Here is a 17944-nt window from a genome sequence, read left to right as displayed (position 1 = left end):
CGGTGGGGGTGGGGCAAGGATGGTGAATGAACCGGCGGACCTGGTGCGCAACCTGCCCGGGCTGGTGCGGGTGGCGGCGAACGCGTCGTGGCGCGCGTTCTCCTGGACGGTGAGCTCCACGGTGAACGTCGGCACCGAGGTGGTCCGGCGCACGATGAGCGGCGAGGCTCCCGCGCAGGTGCTGCAGGACGTCTCCGCGGAACTGCGCTCGTACGCCTGGCGGGCGCTGGGCCTGGCCGACGACACCGATCAGGACGGCGTGCCGGACCGGCTCCCGCCGGGCGCGTCCACCTCCGACGAGCTGCGGGCCCGGGGCGAGTCGCTGCTGCGCAGGTCCGCCGACGTGACGGTGACCGAGGAGGGCCACCCGGCGTACGCGCGGATCCTGTCGGAGCTGACCCCGGACGAGGCGCGGATCCTGCGCCACCTCTACCTGAACGGTCCGCAGCCGGCGATCGACGTGCGTACCAACCGTCCACTGGGGATCGGCTCGGAACTGGTCGCCGGCGGGCTGAACATGATCGCCGAGTACGCCGGCTGCCGGCACGTCGACCGGGTGCATCCGTACCTCACGAACCTCAACCGGTTGGGGCTGCTGGAATTCTCCAAGGAGCAGGTGGAGAACCCGAACCGCTACCAGCTCATCGAGGCCCAGCCCAAGGTGGCCGAGGTGGTCAAGCACGCCGGTCGGGCACCGCGGATCGTGCGCCGCAGCATTCACCTCAACGACTTCGGCCGGAACTTCGTGCAGACCTGCCTGCCCACCAACGGCTACCTGCCACACTGAGCCCGGTGTTCCGTCCACTCTCCCAACGGATCCGGGAATCCGGCCCGATCCGCCTGCTCCTGGACAACCGGCTCGTTCGCCGTTTCGCCGACAAGCCGGTCACCAAACCACCCACCCGCCGGCAGACCGTCCTCGCCGGACTTGTTCCGGGACTGGCCTGTGCGATCATCGCGACCGTCTGGTTCTTCCTCGCGGCGTATGCCACCGGCGAATTCACCTACCTCGGCTGGATCACGGTCGCGATTCTGCTGCTCGGCGGTTTGCTCGTCGGCCGCCGGCTGCGGTCTGTGATCTCCACGGTTCTCGCCACCGGCCTGTTCTTCGTGTTCGTCATCAGCGGCGCGGCGCTCGTCGTGAGCGACTACGTTCTGATCGCCCGAGGCGAAGAGGTGCCGGCCGTGGTCGGCGACCCGGTGCTGGATCCGACCGGATGCGCCGCGGTCTCGGCATTCCATTCCCGAGTCTCCGGCCAATCCAGCGCCCGGCTCGTGCATCGTCCGGACGGGGCACCGCTGCCGGGGGCGATCGGGCTCGGCGACCGCAGCTTCGGCAGCAGGCACACCTACCGCAGGGGCGAGCAGGTCACGGTTCTGGTTGACCCGGAGAACGCCGTGTGCATGCGGGCCAAGACCGACGTGCACCCCGTGGTGGACACCGTGATCACGATTCTCGCCGCGGGGTGCATCGCCTGGGTGTTCCTCATCGCGCCGCTCGACTGGCGGATCCGGCGCCGCGCGAAGTACGAAACCTGGCGCGACCACGCCACCTGACCGCGAGTTCGACATTCCAGCAAGCGTGTTCGACACTCCGCAGGCGAGCTTGATCGCTACTCGTGCGCCGGCTGCTCCTGCTCCTCCTCGACGAAGCTGCCGTCCCGGATCTCGCCCTCCTCGTGCAGCTTGTGCTCGTACTCGTAGGCGATCTGGGTGTCCCGGGTGCCCTGGCTGGTGAAGACGTTGCGGCCGGCCTCGGTGCCGTACTCGAGGCCCTTGTGGCCCAGCTCCGCGGCGCGGTGCTCCTCGAGGTAGTGGTGCAGGTCCCGGCCCGGGCCGACGCCGTGGTCGTGGAACTCGTCGAGCCGCTCGTTGATCAGGCCCCGGCGCTCCGCGGCCAGCTCGCTGGACTCCTCGTTGAGCCGGTTTCCCTCGTGCCGCAGCCGGTTGTGGTCCTGTTCCAGTTCGTGCCGCTCCCGGTTGAGCGCCCGGTCCTCGGCGCCCCGCCGCCTGTTCTCGTCCTTGAGCGGGCCGCGTTCCCGGTTGCCCGCCCGGATGTCGCCGCGGTTCTTGTCGGCGAGGGCACGGTCGATGTCGCGCTGGTTGTGGCCGAGGGCGTCCCGGTTGGCGGCCAGGTCCTGCTCGTTGGTGATGGCCCGCTCGTTGTGGCCGGCCTCCCGGCCGAGCTGGCCCTCGGAGCTCACGCCGTGCTCGTGAACGCTCTCGCCGTGTGCGGCGGCACGGGTGTTGAAGTCCTCGACTTTGTTGGTGGCGCGGGCGAATCCCTCGCCGCCGTCGCGCAGCGCCGTCTCGGACTTCTTGGCGCCCTTGGCCAGCGTCTCGGTCTCTTTGACCACTTTGGACACCCGGCCGGCGTTGCGGGTGGCGAGCGAGGTGCCCTCGACCACCTCGTCGGCGATGAACGCGGCCTCGCTGCCGCCGAACGTGACCGGGGCGAGCGCGCTGGCCGCGATGAACTTGACGATCGCGTCGCCGACGAACTGGGAGATGGAGTCGCGGACGATGCCCCGGGTGGTGCCCACGATCATGGCTGCGGTGTGCATGGCCTGGGTGGCCTCGTCGAGGTGCCCGGCGAGCCCGGTGACGGCCTGCTGGTAGTTCTGCGCGGCGCGCCGGTAGCCGTCGGCCGCCGACCCTTGCGTCTGCTGCAGCTTGCCGACCGAGTTGACGTAGTTCGCGGCACTGGACTGCAGGTGCTGGGAGACGTTCTGCAGGGTCTGCGCCTTCGCGGTGACCGCCTCGGGGTCGCCGGCCAGCCAGTCCAGCGGCTTCTTGAGGAAGCTGACGTGCTCGATCAGCCAGCCGATGCCGGCGCCGGCGAGGCTGCCGAGCGGGTCCATGGCGATGCCCAGCGCGTCTATGGCGTCGGCGCCGATGTCCATCGCCAGGCCGCCCCAGTTGCCGGTCTTCGCGTCCTGGATGGTCGACGCCACGTCGTTGAAGATCCCGGCGCCCTCAGTGGCCTTGGTCAGCCCGCCGTGGTCGAGATCGGTCGGCGAGATGGTGAAGTTCGAGAACGGGTGGGTGACCGGGTTCGGGTGCTCCTGGCCCTCCGACTCGGCGACCAGCGGGTTTCCCTCGGGCATCGGCTACTCCCCCTCGCCGTGGATCTGGGTGAACCGGTCCGCCGCGGCCTGGTCGTGCGCGACGCTGCTCTCCCGCATCGCCTTGAGCTGGTCAGCCACGTGGTTGCCGGCCCCGACCGCCTGCCTGATCGCGTCGTCCGCGGCGCCGGTCCAGTGCTGCAGCGCCCACGACCAGGTGGACCCGATCAGCCCGAACGCGTTGACGTCGATGGGCTGGAACGCTCCGTTCGTGGCGCCCTGGATGTTCGACATGAGCTCCCGGACCTCGTCCTCGTGGCTCGCCAGCTCCTCCGGGCTGATCTGAAAGCCCTCCATTATCACCGCTCCTCACGCGAGAATGACTGGCGCTCCGCCATCGAGCCAGTCGAATAAACACTGTCCATGGCGTAGTCGTCCTCGTCGTCAACAGACTTGCGCACCGGCCGCCGCACCGGTTCGGGGGCGGGTTCGTCCTCAGGTGCCTGCTGACCGGGGTACGACTCGGTGAACTCCGCCTCCGGTTCCTCCGGGCTCGGAATCTGCTCCCGGACGAACCGCATCGCGTCACTGTCCTCGCCCACCAGCGGCCCCATGATCGCCAGAATCTGCTGCGACGCCTGCGCCTGCGCCCGCCGCGCCGTGGCCATGATCTCCGCCGCCAGCCGCTCCTTCGGCATCCCGTCGGCCCGCGGTCCAAACTGGACATTCTGCAGCGAACCGCCCCCGCCGACGGTCACCGTCACCGCCCCATCCGGACTCGTCGCGGTCCCGGAGAGATGCTGAATCCGCTCCTTCGCCTCCTCCGCCCGCGCCGCCAGCCCGGCAATGTCCTCTTCATACGAGGCGACAATCTGGTTCGGGTCCACCACAACCCCCGTTGCTCATTCACGAAGTGTGCGCCCAGCACCGTATCGCCGCCCCGGGCGCACCGCAGACGTACTGCGGAAGTCGCCGGAAAACCCGCCTTTGTCCGAATTCGCGCATTTGTTGACCACCTCGGGGTCCGGGGGCTTGCCCCGGCCGGGGGTCTGGGGGCTTGGCCCCCAGAAGACACGAAAGAGCGACGCGGTCCGCGCTTTCCGCGGACACACGTCGCCCTTCGCTCTTTCTACTAGAAGTCCATGCCGCCGGTGGGGTCGCCACCGCCGGCGGGGGCGGCGGCCTTTTCGGGCTTGTCGGCGACGACGGCCTCGGTGGTGAGGAACAGGGCGGCGATCGACGCGGCGTTCTGCAGCGCCGAGCGGGTGACCTTGGCCGGGTCGATGATGCCGGCCGCGATCAGGTCCTTGTACTCACCGGTGGCCGCGTCCAGACCCTCGCCAGGCTTGAGGGTCTTGACCCGCTCCACCACGACGCCGCCCTCGTGGCCGGCGTTGATGGCGATCTGCTTGAGCGGAGCCTCGACCGCGACCTTCACGATGTTCGCGCCGGTCGCCTCGTCGCCGGTCAGGTTCAACCCGGCGAACGCCTCCGCGGCGGCCTGCAGCAGGGCCACGCCGCCACCGGCGACGATGCCCTCCTCCACGGCAGCCTTGGCGTTGCGCACCGCGTCCTCGATGCGGTGCTTGCGCTCCTTGAGCTCGACCTCGGTGGCCGCGCCCGCCTTGATCACCGCGACGCCGCCGGCCAGCTTGGCCAGCCGCTCCTGCAGCTTCTCGCGGTCGTAGTCGGAGTCGCTCTTGTCGATCTCGGCGCGGATCTGGTTGACCCGGCCCTGGATCTGCTCGGCGTCCCCGTCACCCTCGACGATCGTGGTCTCGTCCTTGGTGACCACGATCTTGCGGGCCTTGCCGAGCAGCGAGATGTCGGAGTTCTCCAGCTTGAGGCCGACGTCCTCGCTGATCACGGTGCCGCCGGTGAGGATCGCCATGTCCTGCAGCATCGCCTTGCGGCGGTCGCCGAAGCCGGGCGCCTTGACGGCCACCGACTTGAACGTGCCGCGGATCTTGTTGACGACCAGGGTGGCCAGCGCCTCGCCCTCGACGTCCTCGGCGATGATCAGCAGCGACTTGCCGGCCTGCATGACCTTCTCCAGCAGCGGGAGCAGGTCCTTGACCGACGAGACCTTCGAGCCGTAGAGCAGGACGTACGGGTCCTCGAGGATCGCCTCCTGCCGCTCCGGGTCGGTGACGAAGTAGCCGGAGATGAAGCCCTTGTCGAAGCGCATACCCTCGGTGAGCTCCAGCTCCATGCCGAGCGTGTTGCTCTCCTCGACGGTGATGACGCCTTCCTTGCCGACCTTGTCCAGCGCCTCGGCGATCAGGTCGCCGATCGTGGTGTCGGCGGCCGAGATCGAGGCGGTGGCAGCGATCTGCTCCTTGGTCTCGACCTCCTTGGCGACCTTGTGCAGCTGCTCGGTGATCGCCTCGACGGCCTGCTCGATGCCCCGCTTCAGGGACAACGGGTCGGCGCCGGCGGCGACGTTGCGCAGCCCCTCGCGGACGAGGGCCTGGGCCAGCACGGTGGCGGTGGTGGTGCCGTCACCGGCCACGTCGTCGGTCTTCTTGGCAACTTCCTTGACGAGCTCGGCCCCGATCTTCTCCCACGGGTCCTCGAGCTCGATCTCCTTGGCGATCGAGACGCCGTCGTTGGTGATGGTCGGCGCGCCCCACTTCTTCTCGAGCACGACGTTGCGGCCCCTCGGGCCGAGGGTCACCTTGACGGCGTCGGCGAGGATGTTCAGGCCGCGCTCGAGTCCGCGGCGGGCGTCCTCGTCGAACGCGATCAATTTGGCCATTGCGGTGTGGTCCTCCACTGGTGACGACGGTTGCCCGCCAGTCTTGAAGTCACGTTGCTTCGGCCAGGCCCGGTGCCCGCGACGGACGACCGGCCCGGAACCCCGGATGCCGGCCTCACCGTCCCGACCTCTGGCACTCGGAAGCCCCGAGTGCCAAGTCCGTGTTTAGCACTCCCCCACCGAGAGTGCAAGAAAAGCAGGTCAGCGCGAGGGTCGGAACGTGAACGAGGACGGCTGCCGGCCGGGCGAGCTGGGCTGGTTCCCGCCGCCCACGTTGATCTGCGGAACCGTGGTCTGCGGCTGCTCGCTGCCGCCGCCACCGGAGTCGCCGGTGAAGAACAGGATCGCGACCACGATCAGCCCGATGGCCACGAGCCCCACCAGCACCGGGATCAGCCACCGGTTGCCGCCCTTGTCCGGGGTGAACGCCATGCCGCCGGCCGGGACGGGCGGGCGCAGGCGCACCGGGTCCGCCGTGGAGGAGTGCACACCGGCCGGTGCCGGCGGCCGGGGAGGCCCCACCGGTCGGAGGTAGCCGGCGTGACCGTTGCCCGCGGCGGCCGCGGGCGGGCCACCGGGCCCGCCGAAAGCGCCGAACCCACCCGGACCTGAGCCGCCGGGGCCGCTCCGGCCGCCGGCGCCTCCCGGGCCGGCGGGTCCGCGGCGGGCGGGCGGCACGGTCGGCCGTTGTGCGCCGGCCAGGGCCTGCCGGGCGGCGGCCATGAGCTCGCGGCAGTCGGGGTAGCGGGCCTTGGGGTTCTTCGCCATCCCCCGCCGGATCACGTCGTCGATCGCCGGCGGCAGCACGACCAGCTCGGTCAGCCGGGGCACCTCGCGGTTGAGGTGGCCCTGGATCACCTCGGGCACCTGGCCCGGGAACGGCGGGCGCCCGGCCAGACACGCGAACAGCACGCAGGCCAGCGAGTACGCATCGGTCCGCCCGTCCACCGGCTCACCGCGCAGGTGCTCGGGCGCGGCGTAGGTGGGCGAGCCGAGGAAGTCCCCGCCGCGCGTCCGGTGCCCGGTGGCGCCGCGCCGGGTCAGCCCGAAGTCGGCGACGTAGACGTGCTCGCCGGCGGACTCGCGGGTGGTCACCAGCACGTTGGCCGGTTTGACGTCCAGGTGCACCAGGCCGCGCTCGTGCAGGTTGTCCAGCGCCTCGGCGACCTGGCTGAGAAGGGTCAGCGCACGGGCCGGGGCGAGCGGGCCGTCCTTGATCAAACTCGCCAGATCGGAGCCGTCCACCAGCCGCATGGCGATGTACAGCAGGCCGTCCACCTCGCCGAAGTCGTACAGCGGCACGACGTTGGCGTGGTCGATGGCCGAGGTGTTGCGCGCCTCGTCGACGAAGCGCTCTCTGAACTCGGGGTCCTCGGTGAGGTGCTCGGCGATGACCTTGAGCGCGACCTTGCGACCGAGGCGGACATCCGTCGCCCGGTACATCACGCTCATGCCGCCTTTGCCGAGCACACCGTCGATGCGGTAATGCCCCAGGCGGCGCCCGGTGAGGTCCTCCGACACGCCGCCGAGCCTAACGGTGCAGCGGTGGTGCTCGCGTGCGGTCGCTGAAGCCGGCCCCTTACACCCTGCGGACGCCCTCGGCCTGGTTGCGGCCGTCGCGGCCGGAGCCGACCTCGAACTCGACCTTGTCGCCCTCGGCGAGGGTGCGGTAGCCGTCCGCCTCGATCGCCGAGTAGTGCACGAACACGTCGGAGCCCTGCTCGGACTCGATGAATCCGTAGCCCTTCTCCGCGTTGAACCACTTCACGGTGCCTGTCGTCACGCGGCCAACCTACCGGGCGCGGTCGCTCCCGCAAGCCGAAAAACTACCGGTGGTCACTGATTAAACTCAGCCAGTAACCGAAGGATCGCGGGTTGCGGGTCTGGGTGAGGAGCTGGCCGGGGCCGGCGAAGTCCAACACCAACCCTTCGCCGGTGCGCACCGACTGGGGCAGCGACTGGCTGACCGCGCGCAGCCGGGACTGGGTGTGGTCGCTGTAGGCGAGCAGGTATCCGGGCTCGACGGTGATCAGCTCGGCCGGCTCGAGGGTGATCACGTCGACGGTGCCGCAGCAGGCCAGCACCATCGTGCCGGCGCCGGAGACGTGCTCGACGAAGCCGACCTCGGTGCCGAACATCGCCCGGAAGCCCGGCCAGTTCGGGTCGGCGTTCAGGGTGGCCGTGGCGGCCAGCGCGCCGCGCCGGGCCACGCACCAGCCGGACATCCCGTCCAGCTCGAGCACGTACACGTCGCCCGGCGCCGAGGGGGCGAGGTCGACCCAGCCGCCCTCGGGGGGCGCGGTGAAGGTGGTCGGTCGGGTGCGGTTGCGGGACCCGCCGCGCAGCCTCGGCTCGATCAGCACCCCGTAGCTGGTGGCCACCAGCGCGGCGTAGTCGGCCTGCACCGCCTCGCCGGGCGCGAGCTGCAGCCGGGCCACGCCGAAGGCCGGGGTGTGCCGCGTGCGGACCTGCATGCGATGAACTCTGGCACAGGTGGAGGATGACGCCCGTGGCACACACCTCAACCGGGCCGCGATCGGTCGACGAGCACCGGGACGCGGTCGCCGCGCTGGTCGGGCCGCTGCCGGTGATCACCCGGCCGGTGGCCGAGTGCCTCGGGCTGGTGCTGGCCGAGGACGTGCTGGCGCCGGTGGCCCTGCCGCCGTTCGACAACTCCGCGATGGACGGCTACGCGGTACGCGCCGCCGACGTCGCCGCCGCACCGGTCAGCCTGCCGGTCGAGGCGGACATTCCGGCCGGGCGCACCGACGTTCCCGTGCTGCGGCCGGGTTCCGCGCACCGGATCATGACCGGGGCGCCGCTGCCGGCCGGCGCCGACGCCGTGGTGCAGGTCGAACTCACCGACGCCGGCACGGTGTCGGTGGAGATCAGGTCGCCGGTAGCGCCCGGCACGCACGTGCGCCGGGCCGGTGAGGACGTGGCCAAGGGTGCGGTGGTGCTGGCCGCCGGCACGCCGCTGCGGCCGCCGCAGCTCGGGCTCGCGGCGGCGGCCGGGCAGGCGGGCCTGCCGGTGCGCCGGCCGGCCCGGGTGCTGGTCCTGTCCACCGGGTCCGAGCTGGTCGAGCCCGGGGAACCGTTGCTGCCGGGGCAGATCTACGAGTCGAACAGCGTGCTGCTGGCCGCGGCCGTGCGGGAGACCGGCGGGGAGGCCACCGTGCTGCGGTTCGTCCCGGACGACGTGGACACCTTCCTCGCCGCGGTGCGCTCGCACGCGGCCGGCGTGGACCTGCTGGTGACCTCGGGCGGGGTGAGCGCGGGCGCGTTCGAGGTGGTCAAGGAGGCGCTGTCCGGGCGGGGTGTGGACTTCGTGCGGGTGGCGATGCAGCCCGGCGGGCCGCAGGGGCTCGGCCGGCTGGACGGGCTGCCGGTGGTGACGCTGCCGGGCAACCCAGTGAGCGCGGCGTTGTCCTTCGAGCTGTTCGTGCGGCCTGCTCTCCTTGGTGCGATGGGACATTCGGTGGTCGAGCGGGCGCGGGCGCGGGCCTGGCTGGCCTCGCCGCTGCGTTCGCCCGCGGGCAAGCGGCAGTTCCGGCGCGGGCGGTACGAAGCGGGGACGGTCGAGGTCACCCCGGTCGGCGGGCCGGGATCGCACCTGCTCGCCTCGTTCGCGGCGTCCAACAGCCTGATCGAGATCCCCGAGCCGGTCACCGAGGTCGGCGCCGGCGAGGAGGTCGACGTCATCCTGCTCGGCGGTTAGAATTCCCGCTCCCTGCAAGGGAATTCACTGGGGAGGACCGTCATGCGCGTCTCGTGGCGCGGGCTGCTCGCGTTGAGCCCGCCCGCCGGATTCTTCGTGCTCGCCGTGGGGATCGTGCTCGGGTTGGCCGGCGTCACCGTGTGGTTGTTCGCCGACCACCACGGGTCGGCCGCGATCAAGGTGGCGCTGGCCGCGGGTTTCATGGTCGCGGCCGCGGTGGCGGCGGTCCGCACCGCGCTCGCCGCCCGGCCCGCGCCACGCGGGGCACCTCTCACCCGGGCGGACCAGCCGGAACTCTGGCGGGAGATCGACGAGCTGGCCGTGCTCGCCGGCACCCGGACTCCGGACGACGTGCAGTTGACCCCGGACGTGAACCCCGGGGTACGGGAGGAGCCGAACCTGCTGGGGCTGCGCGCCGGGCCGCGGCACCTGGAGATCGGGCTGCCGCTGCTGGCCGGCACGGACATCAGGCTCTCCGGCCGCCCGACCGGCTCAGGGAGCTGCCGGGAACGATCTGGGTGGCCACCCAGACGATCACCAGCGGGCCGGTCGGCCGCGGCCGACCGGCTGGCAGCTGGCGATGGCCCTGGACGACGGGCGCGAGCTGGCCCTGCGCAGCAGCGTGCAGACCCTGGAGGCGGAGGGGCAGGACCAGGCGTTCACGGCGCTGCTCGAGCTGATCGGATCGCGCATGGTCAAGTTAGGGGCGGCGGGGTGGGAGTCAGTGTTTGATTGCGCTCGCTCGTTCCTCGGTTGCGCGGCTCGCGGCCCTCAATCCGACTCGCATGCCTGGATCGTGGCCGGCGGGCGGTACTGGGCAGGGGTCACACCGGCCGCAGATCCGGCGACCGGACGTAGTCGTTCCGTAACCCGATCGACGTACACTAGGGGTGTTCTGCGAGGTCCGGCCAGGGCCGTGCGTTCGTCGGGGGATGGACGGCCCCGGCCGGATGGGCACCCGGTTGGCGTAGCGTGGTCCGGTCAGGACCGAACGTGCGTGAGGGAAGCCCCCAGCAGATGACCGCCGAGAAACCGTCCGGCACCGTCACCCATCTCGTCCAGCTGGCGCGGAGCGCCGTGCCGCCGCTGCATCCCGCCGGCCGGCCGTTCGTGCTCGGCGCCGGCGCGGCGAGCCTCGTGCTGCGCCGGCTCTCCCGCCGGGCGGGCCTGGCCGGCACGCTGCTCACGGCGCTGCTCGCCTGGTTCTTCCGCGAACCGCGCCGGGTGACGCCGCGGCGCGCCGGCATCGCGGTGGCTCCGGCGGACGGCACGGTGTCCGCGGTCGTGGACGCGCAGCCGCCGGCCGAGTTGGGGCTCGGCGCGGTGGCGATGACCCGGATCAGCGTGTTCCTGTCGGTGTTCGACGTGCATGTGCAGCGGGCGCCGGTGACCGGTGAGGTGCTGCGGGCGGCGTACCGGCCGGGCGCGTTCCTGTCCGCCGACCTGGACAAGGCGAGCGCCGACAACGAGCGCAACTCGTTGCTGCTGCGCGGGGTTGACGGGCACGAGGTGGTGGTCACGCAGATCGCCGGGCTGGTGGCGCGGCGGATCGTGTGCCAGGTGCGCGAGGGCGAGAAGGTGTCCGCGGGCGCGACGTACGGGTTGATCCGGTTCGGCTCGCGGGTGGATCTGTACGTGCCGGCGGGCAGCCGGATCCTGGTCGAGACCGGGCAGCGCACGATCGGCGGCGAGACGGTTCTCGCCGAATTGCCCGGGACGGAGGGCTGATGGCGCCGACCACGCCCGGGGTACGCCTGCTGCCCAACGCGATCACCGTGCTGGCCATGTGCGCCGGGCTGTCCTCGGTGCAGTTCGCGTTGACCCACAACTACGTCGCCGCGCTCGGCGCCATCGCGGTGGCCGCCGTGCTGGACAGCCTGGACGGGCGGATCGCCCGGCTGCTGGACGCCACCAGCAAGATGGGTGCCGAGCTGGATTCGCTGTCCGACGCGGTCGCGTTCGGCGTGGCGCCCGCGCTGGTGCTCTACGTCTGGCGGTTCTCCGGCGACCGGACCGGCTGGGTGATCGCGCTGGTGTTCGCGGTGTGCATCATCCTGCGCCTGGCCCGGTTCAACACGCTGCTCGACGACACCGAGCAACCGCCGTACGCCAAGGAGTTCTTCGTCGGCGTGCCGGCGCCCGCCGGCGGCCTGCTGGTGCTCCTGCCGCTGGTGCTGAGCCAGCAGATCGGCGACGGCTGGTGGACGTCGAAACCGGTCGTGGTGATCTGGACGGTGGCCGTCGCGGCGCTGCTGATCTCCCGGATCCCCACGCTGTCGGTGAAGACGGTGCGGGTGCCGCCGCGGTACGTGGCCCCGCTGCTGGTGCTGGTCGGGTTGCTGGCCGCCGCCGTGATCACCTACCCGCTGGCCGCGCTCGCCGCGTTCCTGGTGATCTACCTCGGCCACATCCCGTATGCCATGCGGCGCAAGCTTTGGCTCGCCCAGCACCCGGAAGCCTGGGACATCCCGCCGCGCGAGCGCCGGGCCATCCGCAAGGCGCATGGCCGGGTCAACCGCCGCCTCGGCCTGCGCCCGCCGCTGCGCCGGGTGGCCGGTGCCGCCCGCCGCGCCGTCCGGCTCCCCCGCCGCAACGGCGAGAACGGCGACGGCCGGCTCGGCCCGATCCTGCTGCCCACCGACTCCGCCCGGGTCCTGCGCCGCCGCAACTGGCGCCGCACCGGCCTGCGCCGCCAACCCCGGACGGGTGAGCCTCGCTGACCGCGAGTCCCCGTTTCCAGCACCCGAGTTCCCGTTTCCAGCACCCGAGGTCCCGTTTCCGGCACCCGAGTTCGCAGTTCCCAACAAGGAACTCGCGGTCCCCAATCGGGGACTCGCGGTTCTGAAGCGGGGACTCGCGGTTCGGTAGGGTCGCGTGCTGTGGCATCTGAGATCACGTTGACCGCGCGGCATTCGCCGTCCGCCGTGGACATCCGGCGCGGGGTGGTTCGGCTGCATCCGGAGGTACTGGATGCGTTGGGGTTGCGGCAGTGGGACGCGGTGCGGCTGACCGGCGCCCGGGTGAGCTCGGCGCTGGCCGCGGCCGCGGACCGGGCCGGGCCGACCGGGATCGTGCTGCTGGACGACGTGACGATGTCGAACATCGGGATCACCGAGGGCGCCGAGGTGGTGGTGGCGCCGGTGGAGGTGGCGCCGGCGCGCTCGGTGACCGTGGCGGGCTCGCGGATCGCCTCGCTGTCGTTGCCGCCGGAGACGTTGCGGCAGGCGCTGCTGGGGAAGGTGCTGACGGTCGGGGACGCCGTTTCGTTGATGCCGCAGGAGCTCGCGCCGGCTCCGGGGTTGGACGTCGCCGCGTTGCGCGGCACCCTGTCCCGGGTGGTCGGGGCGAGCTGGACGACGGAGCTGCTCACCGTGACGGCCAGCGACCCGAGCGGGCCGGTGGCCGTGCACCCGTCGACCGTGGTCGGGTGGCGGGACGGGGCGCGGACCGGGGAGAAACCGCCGGCCCGCGTGGTGGCCGAGGCGCCCGTGGAGGTTCCGGTGGCTGCGGAGCCGGCAGTGCCGGAGGTGCCGCCCGTTCCGGTGGCGGACCTGGTGGGGGCGCGGGATGCGGCGCGCCGGCTGACCGAGTGGTTCGAGCTGGCGTTCAACCGGCCGGAGCTGCTGGCGAAGCTGGGTGCGGCGCCGCGGCTCGGGGTGCTGCTGACCGGGCCGGAGGGCGTCGGGAAGACCACGGTGGTGCGCTCGGTGGCGCACGCGACCGGGTCCGATCTGGTCGAGCTGGCCGCGCCTACGGTGGCCGCGCTGGAACCGAACGCGGGGGCGCGAAAGCTCGCCGAGGCGGTGGCGGCGGCGAAGGCGCACACCGAGGACGGGTCGCCGGCCGTGCTGCTGCTGACCGACCTGGACACGCTGCTCCCGGCGACGAACCCGCCGCCGGTGGCCACGGTCGTGGTGGACCTGCTGCGGTCGGCGGTGCGGACGCCGCGGGTGGCGATCATCGGCACCACGGCGCATCCGGAGTCGGTGGATCCGCGGGTGCGCGGGGTGGAGCTGTTCGACCGCGAGCTGAGCCTGCCGTTGCCGGACACCACCACGCGCACGGAGCTCCTTCGCGTGTTGCTGCGCGATGTGCCGGTGGAGCCGGACGTGGATTTCGGCGCGATCGCCGAGCGGACGCCGGGGTTCGTGGTGGCGGATCTCGTGGCGCTGCGGCGGGAGGCGGCGGTGCGGGCGGCACTGCGACAGCGGGAGGTGGAGGAGCCGCGGATCGGCGCGGCGGACCTGCTCGGTGCGCTGGAGGCGATCCGGCCCACCTCGATGTCTACTTCGGACGCTTTGCAGACCGGTGGGCTGAGCCTGGCGGACGTCGGCGACATGGCCGAGGTCAAGCAGGCGCTCACCGAGGCCGTGCTGTGGCCGCTGCAGTACCCGGATTCCTTTGCGCGGCTTGGGGTTTCACCACCGCGCGGGGTGCTGCTGTACGGGCCGCCCGGGTGTGGCAAGACGTTCCTGGTGCGGGCGCTGGCCGGCACCGGCAAGCTCAACGTGATCGTGGTCAAGGGCGCCGAGCTGATGGACAAGTGGGTCGGCGAGTCCGAGCGCGCGGTGCGGGAGCTGTTCCGCCGGGCCGCGGAAGCCGCGCCGGCGCTGGTGTTCCTGGACGAGGTGGACGCGCTGGCACCGCGGCGCGGGGCGTCGGCCGACTCCGGGGTGACCGACCGGGTCGTCGCCTCGCTCCTCACCGAGTTGGACGGAGTGGAGCCGCTGCGGGATGTGGTCGTGGTCGGCGCCACGAACCGGCCGGAGCTGATCGACCCGGCGCTGCTGCGGCCCGGCCGGATCGAGCGACTGGTGTACGTGCCGCCGCCCGATGCCGACGCCCGGGTGGAGATCCTTGGCGCGGCGGCAAAGAACACCCCGCTCGCGGCGGACGTCGATTTGTCGACACTGGCCACCGAGCTGGACGGCTACTCGGCGGCCGACTGCGCGGCACTGATCCGCGAGGCGGCGCTGACCGCGATGCGGGAAGCGTTGGACGCCAAGGAGGTCACCGCGGCGCACCTGGCCGCCGCGCGGCTGACCGTGCGCCCGTCGCTCGACCCCGCGCAGCTCGCCGCTCTCGCCGCCTACGCGGCGGGCCGGTAGGAAGCGATGTCACATTGCAGCGCAAGTAGGAAAGCAATGTGACATTGCTTTCCTACTTGATGCCGTAGTCCTTGGTGACGATGACGAGCACGCCGGAGCCGCCGTGCTGCTCCACCGCTGCGTTGCGCGGCGCGACATCCAGGTTGAACTGCGCCGCCAGCGCCCTGGCGGCGGCCTCCTCGTCCGTACCCGGCCGGAAGAAGGCGGTGCTGGTCGGGATGACCGGCTCCTGGTGGTTGCCCGTCTCGACGACGTTCCAACCGCCTGCTTGGAAGTCGCTGCGGGCCCGCTCCGCCAACCCGTTGATCTTGCTGTTGTTGAACACCCGTACCGGAACCTGCTTCGGGTTCGGCGGCGGGGGCGGCGGGGTGTTCGTGTTGGTCTGCGTGGTCTGCGGGGGCGGGGTCTGCGTCGACGGCGTGGAGGCCGGCGGGTTCGCGGTCGTCGTCTGGCCGCTCGGACGGGTCGCGGTGGTGGTGGACGCGGTCGGGGGCTGGGACGTGCCGCCACCGTTGTTCTCCGCGTTGCCGTCCACCAGCGTGATCACCCCCAGCACCACGGCGATCACCGCGATGCCCATCAGCAGCAGGCCGGCGGCCCGGGCTGGGCGGGTGCCCCCGGCGCCTGGTGCGGTCATGGCTTCTCGATTCCCAGTCGCGTCGCCGAGCGTTTCCGCAGCCGCCCGGCCCGCAACCGTCGCAATCGTTTGACCAGCATGGGATCCGCCGCCAGCGCGGCCCGTTTGTCGATCAACTGGTTGACCAGCTGGTAGTACCGGGTCGTGGACAACCCGAACTCCTCGCGGATGGCGCGCTCCTTGGCTCCGGCATGCGACCACCACTGCCGCTCGAACACCAGGATCTTCCGGTCCCGGTCGGTGAGCGGGTAGGGAGGCTCCGGGCGGGGGTCGGCCGGCCACTCGGCAGCGGCCTCGGCCTGGCTCCTCGCCACGGGGTCTACCTCCGCAGGGCGTGCGGGTGGAATCACAAGTCTGTCATTCCCAGCGTCATTACATCATGGCGGCCGCCGCGCGTGGTCGCCATGCGGGCGGCATGTCCGCCCTGCTTAAGCTTTCCACTCATGGCCGTTCGACCAATCCGCATAGTGGGCGATCCTGTGCTGCACCAACCAACCAGGCCCGTCGAGGAGTTCGACGGCGAACTCCGCACACTCGTCGAGGACATGTTCGACACGATGGCCGCGGCGAACGGCGTCGGGCTCGCGGCCAACCAGGTCGGGGTGGATCTGCGGGTGTTCGTCTACGACTGCCCGGATGACGGCGGCACCCGGCGTCGCGGGCTGATGGTGAACCCGGTGCTGTCGACCTCGGAGCGGCCGGAGACCATGCCCGACCCGGACAAGGACCTGGAGGGGTGCCTCTCGGTGCCCGGCGAGTCGTTCCCCACCGGGCGGGCGGACTGGGCCAAGGTCACCGGTCAGGACGTCGACGGCAAGCCGATCGAGGTGGAGGGCACCGGCTGGTTCGCCCGTTGCCTGCAGCACGAGACCGACCACCTGGACGGGCTGCTCTACCTGAACCGGCTGACCGGCCGGTACACCAAGGAGTCCAAGCGGACGCTCAAGGCGCAGGGCTGGGGCGTGCCGGGGCTGTCCTGGGACCCCTCGGCTTCGGCCGACCCGTTCGCCTGAGGCGGAATTCTTCGGGGAACACCGCGGGTGGGCGCACACTTGTAGTACCTGCAACGGTGTAATCCCGAGGGTGGTGGTGGCGGTGTCCGAGAACGCCGAACTCGACGCCGGTCTGCTGGACGCCTACTCCCGCACGGTGACCGCGGTCGCCGCGTCGGTGACCCCGCACGTGGCCAGCGTCGCGCTCAGCCGGGGCAGCGGCTCCGCCGTGGTGTTCACCGACGACAGCCACCTGCTGACCAACGCGCACGTCGTCGGCACCGGCCGGCGCGGCACCGCCGTTTTCTCCGACGGGAGCGAGGCGCCGTTCGAGGTGGTCGGCACCGATCCGCTGTCCGACCTCGCGGTGCTCCGGGTCCGTGGCACCGCCCCGGACCCGGCCACCCTGGGCGACGCCGACCGGCTCGTGGTCGGCCAGCTCGTGGTCGCGGTGGGCAGCCCGCTGGGGCTGTCCGGGTCGGTGACCGCCGGCGTGGTCAGCGCGTTGGGTCGGTCGCTGCCGGTGCGCCAGGGCCGGGCCGGGCGGGTGATCGAGGACGTGATCCAGACCGACGCCGCGCTGAACCCCGGCAACTCCGGCGGCGCGTTGGCCGACTCGGCCGGGCGGGTGGTCGGGATCAACACGGCGGTAGCCGGGTTCGGGCTGGGGCTCGCGGTGCCGGTGAACGCCACGACCCGGCGGATCGTGGACACGCTGCTGGTGGAGGGGCGGGTGCGGCGGGCGTACCTCGGCATCGTCGGCGTGCCAGCGCCGTTGCCGGACGAGGTGGCCGAGCGGACCGGGCAGGCGGCGGGGCTGCGGGTGGTGGAGGTGGTTCCGGGTGGGCCGGCGCACCGGGCTGGGTTGCGGGCCGGGGATCTGGTGCTGACCGTGGCCCGGGAGCGGGTGTCGGACGCGCAGGGCATCCAGCGGCAGCTGTTCGCCGAGGTGATCGGTACGGATCTGGCGATCACGGCGCTGCGCAACGGGGCGATGGTGGACGTCTACGCGCGGCCGGTGGAGCTGACGGGGGAGTAATGCCCTGATGGCCGCCTTCGGGGCACTGGACGTCAATGGCAGGAACGTGAGGGCCGCTGGGCGCTGGCCTGATCACGTCCGCACGACACCGGGCCCTGGCGGGGCTGGTGTTGCCGGCCGTGCACCGGCGCGGTGACCTGTGTGATCGCTGTCCGTGATCAGTGTTTGGTTGCCGAACGGCGATGGGTGTGGCTCTGCTGGAGGGAGTTACCGGTCGTTGGCCGGCTGGCCACGGCTCGGAGCCTGATGTCCTGAAGGGGCCCTTCCTGTCATGGAACGTCCCGAAGGCGTCCTTCAGGACACCGACCAACGCCCCACCTGCCACACCAACCCCGACCACCCGATCAAAACCCACAACCCCCTCCGAAAGAACCCCACCCAACAGCGACCATGACCTGGTCCCATCCTGCTCGGCACCGGCCCGGCACTGCGCCAGCCGCACGACCGGTCGGACGGTCAGCACAGATCACCGACGCACAAACAGCCGACCACTGCACCAAGGCCCACGCTCACATCAAGCCTCAAGTCCGAGGCACTGACACTCAACGCCCCGAAGGCGGCCTTCAGGGCATGTCGAAACCCGCTGGCCCCGCACCCCGGCCTGCCCGCACCATGCACCCCATGACC

Annotated in this window: 18 protein-coding genes; 9 read left to right on the top strand and 9 right to left on the bottom strand. The window is 71.6% G+C overall.

Annotated elements, in window-relative coordinates:
- The first annotated feature begins 19 nt into the window (after positions 1-19).
- Entirely contained in the window at positions 20-787 is a 768-nt protein-coding gene (locus VGR06_RS28500) for a DUF4393 domain-containing protein (RefSeq protein ID WP_327562231.1), read from the top strand.
- Between the two features lie 5 nt (positions 788-792).
- A complete protein-coding gene (locus tag VGR06_RS28495) occupies positions 793-1557 on the top strand; it encodes a hypothetical protein (protein ID WP_327562230.1) in 765 nt (254 codons plus the stop codon).
- Positions 1558-1613: 56 nt separating this feature from the next.
- Here the strand turns inward: VGR06_RS28495 and VGR06_RS28490 are convergent, their stop codons facing one another.
- The 7 genes from VGR06_RS28490 to VGR06_RS28460 form a co-directional block, all read right to left on the bottom strand.
- The gene (locus VGR06_RS28490; protein WP_327562229.1) at positions 1614-3107 is read right to left on the bottom strand and encodes a hypothetical protein; all 1494 of its coding nucleotides are present in this window, start codon (positions 3105-3107) and stop codon (positions 1614-1616) included.
- Positions 3108-3110: 3 nt separating this feature from the next.
- On the bottom strand, positions 3111-3422 hold the full coding sequence (locus VGR06_RS28485) for a type VII secretion target (RefSeq protein WP_327562228.1): 312 nt from the start codon (positions 3420-3422) through the stop codon (positions 3111-3113).
- Between the two features lie 2 nt (positions 3423-3424).
- Entirely contained in the window at positions 3425-3952 is a 528-nt protein-coding gene (locus tag VGR06_RS28480; protein WP_327562227.1) for a YbaB/EbfC family nucleoid-associated protein, read from the bottom strand.
- A 245-nt stretch (positions 3953-4197) separates the two neighbouring features.
- Complete coding sequence (gene groL, locus VGR06_RS28475; protein WP_327562226.1) at positions 4198-5823, bottom strand: chaperonin GroEL; 1626 nt, start codon at positions 5821-5823, stop codon at positions 4198-4200.
- 201 nt (positions 5824-6024) lie between these two features.
- Entirely contained in the window at positions 6025-7344 is a 1320-nt protein-coding gene (locus tag VGR06_RS28470; protein ID WP_327562225.1) for a serine/threonine-protein kinase, read from the bottom strand.
- 58 nt (positions 7345-7402) lie between these two features.
- Positions 7403-7606, bottom strand: coding sequence for a cold-shock protein (locus tag VGR06_RS28465; RefSeq protein ID WP_327562224.1), 204 nt, complete (start codon positions 7604-7606; stop codon positions 7403-7405).
- A 43-nt stretch (positions 7607-7649) separates the two neighbouring features.
- Complete coding sequence (locus VGR06_RS28460) at positions 7650-8297, bottom strand: AIM24 family protein (RefSeq protein ID WP_327562223.1); 648 nt, start codon at positions 8295-8297, stop codon at positions 7650-7652.
- A gap of 26 nt (positions 8298-8323) precedes the next feature.
- Between VGR06_RS28460 and glp the strand changes: the two genes are divergently transcribed.
- The 5 genes from glp to VGR06_RS28435 all read left to right on the top strand — a co-directional run bounded on the left by glp (position 8324) and on the right by VGR06_RS28435 (position 14649).
- A complete protein-coding gene (gene glp, locus VGR06_RS28455; protein ID WP_327562222.1) occupies positions 8324-9541 on the top strand; it encodes a gephyrin-like molybdotransferase Glp in 1218 nt (405 codons plus the stop codon).
- A 42-nt stretch (positions 9542-9583) separates the two neighbouring features.
- Positions 9584-10273 carry a hypothetical protein gene (locus VGR06_RS28450; RefSeq protein ID WP_327562221.1) on the top strand — a complete coding sequence of 230 codons (690 nt, stop codon included), beginning with the start codon at positions 9584-9586 and terminating at the stop codon, positions 10271-10273.
- Positions 10274-10558: 285 nt separating this feature from the next.
- Positions 10559-11269 (top strand): phosphatidylserine decarboxylase, encoded by a 711-nt coding sequence (locus tag VGR06_RS28445; RefSeq protein ID WP_327562245.1) that lies wholly within the window; start codon positions 10559-10561, stop codon positions 11267-11269.
- Positions 11269-12261, top strand: coding sequence for a CDP-diacylglycerol--serine O-phosphatidyltransferase (gene pssA, locus VGR06_RS28440; RefSeq protein WP_414637354.1), 993 nt, complete (start codon positions 11269-11271; stop codon positions 12259-12261). The genes VGR06_RS28445 and pssA overlap by 1 nt, the downstream gene beginning before the upstream one ends.
- A 159-nt stretch (positions 12262-12420) precedes the next feature.
- Positions 12421-14649: an AAA family ATPase gene (locus VGR06_RS28435; protein WP_327562220.1), complete on the top strand. Its 2229-nt coding sequence runs from the start codon at positions 12421-12423 to the stop codon at positions 14647-14649.
- Between the two features lie 52 nt (positions 14650-14701).
- On the opposite strand, the gene VGR06_RS28430 is transcribed toward VGR06_RS28435, so the two are convergent.
- The gene (locus VGR06_RS28430; protein ID WP_327562219.1) at positions 14702-15286 is read right to left on the bottom strand and encodes a LytR C-terminal domain-containing protein; all 585 of its coding nucleotides are present in this window, start codon (positions 15284-15286) and stop codon (positions 14702-14704) included.
- The gene (locus VGR06_RS28425) at positions 15283-15600 is read right to left on the bottom strand and encodes a DUF3263 domain-containing protein (RefSeq protein ID WP_327562218.1); all 318 of its coding nucleotides are present in this window, start codon (positions 15598-15600) and stop codon (positions 15283-15285) included. The genes VGR06_RS28430 and VGR06_RS28425 overlap by 4 nt, the downstream gene beginning before the upstream one ends.
- A 129-nt stretch (positions 15601-15729) precedes the next feature.
- On the opposite strand from VGR06_RS28425, the gene VGR06_RS28420 reads away from it, so the two are divergent.
- Positions 15730-16299 (top strand): peptide deformylase, encoded by a 570-nt coding sequence (locus tag VGR06_RS28420; RefSeq protein ID WP_327562217.1) that lies wholly within the window; start codon positions 15730-15732, stop codon positions 16297-16299.
- A gap of 82 nt (positions 16300-16381) precedes the next feature.
- Positions 16382-17317 (top strand): S1C family serine protease, encoded by a 936-nt coding sequence (locus VGR06_RS28415; protein WP_327562216.1) that lies wholly within the window; start codon positions 16382-16384, stop codon positions 17315-17317.
- Positions 17318-17944 lie beyond the last annotated feature (627 nt).

The sequence above is a fragment of the Actinophytocola sp. genome, from assembly GCF_036002505.1.
In the GTDB taxonomy this organism is placed as follows: domain Bacteria; phylum Actinomycetota; class Actinomycetes; order Mycobacteriales; family Pseudonocardiaceae; genus DASYTH01.
The sequence above is the reverse complement of the archived record's forward strand: the minus strand, read 5'-3'. Positions and strand labels throughout refer to the sequence as shown.

Excerpts from the sequence above, each read along its gene's own strand:
- VGR06_RS28500 (WP_327562231.1), top strand. The coding sequence starts at position 20 with ATGGTGAATGAACCGGCGGACCTGGTGCGCAACCTGCCCGGGCTGGTG.
- VGR06_RS28490 (WP_327562229.1), bottom strand. The coding sequence starts at position 3,107 with ATGCCCGAGGGAAACCCGCTGGTCGCCGAGTCGGAGGGCCAGGAGCAC.
- VGR06_RS28485 (WP_327562228.1), bottom strand. The coding sequence starts at position 3,422 with ATGGAGGGCTTTCAGATCAGCCCGGAGGAGCTGGCGAGCCACGAGGAC.
- groL (WP_327562226.1), bottom strand. The coding sequence starts at position 5,823 with ATGGCCAAATTGATCGCGTTCGACGAGGACGCCCGCCGCGGACTCGAG.
- VGR06_RS28460 (WP_327562223.1), bottom strand. The coding sequence starts at position 8,297 with ATGCAGGTCCGCACGCGGCACACCCCGGCCTTCGGCGTGGCCCGGCTG.
- glp (WP_327562222.1), top strand. The coding sequence starts at position 8,324 with ATGACGCCCGTGGCACACACCTCAACCGGGCCGCGATCGGTCGACGAG.
- VGR06_RS28450 (WP_327562221.1), top strand. The coding sequence starts at position 9,584 with ATGCGCGTCTCGTGGCGCGGGCTGCTCGCGTTGAGCCCGCCCGCCGGA.
- VGR06_RS28445 (WP_327562245.1), top strand. The coding sequence starts at position 10,559 with ATGACCGCCGAGAAACCGTCCGGCACCGTCACCCATCTCGTCCAGCTG.
- pssA (WP_414637354.1), top strand. The coding sequence starts at position 11,269 with ATGGCGCCGACCACGCCCGGGGTACGCCTGCTGCCCAACGCGATCACC.
- VGR06_RS28430 (WP_327562219.1), bottom strand. The coding sequence starts at position 15,286 with ATGACCGCACCAGGCGCCGGGGGCACCCGCCCAGCCCGGGCCGCCGGC.
- VGR06_RS28420 (WP_327562217.1), top strand. The coding sequence starts at position 15,730 with ATGGCCGTTCGACCAATCCGCATAGTGGGCGATCCTGTGCTGCACCAA.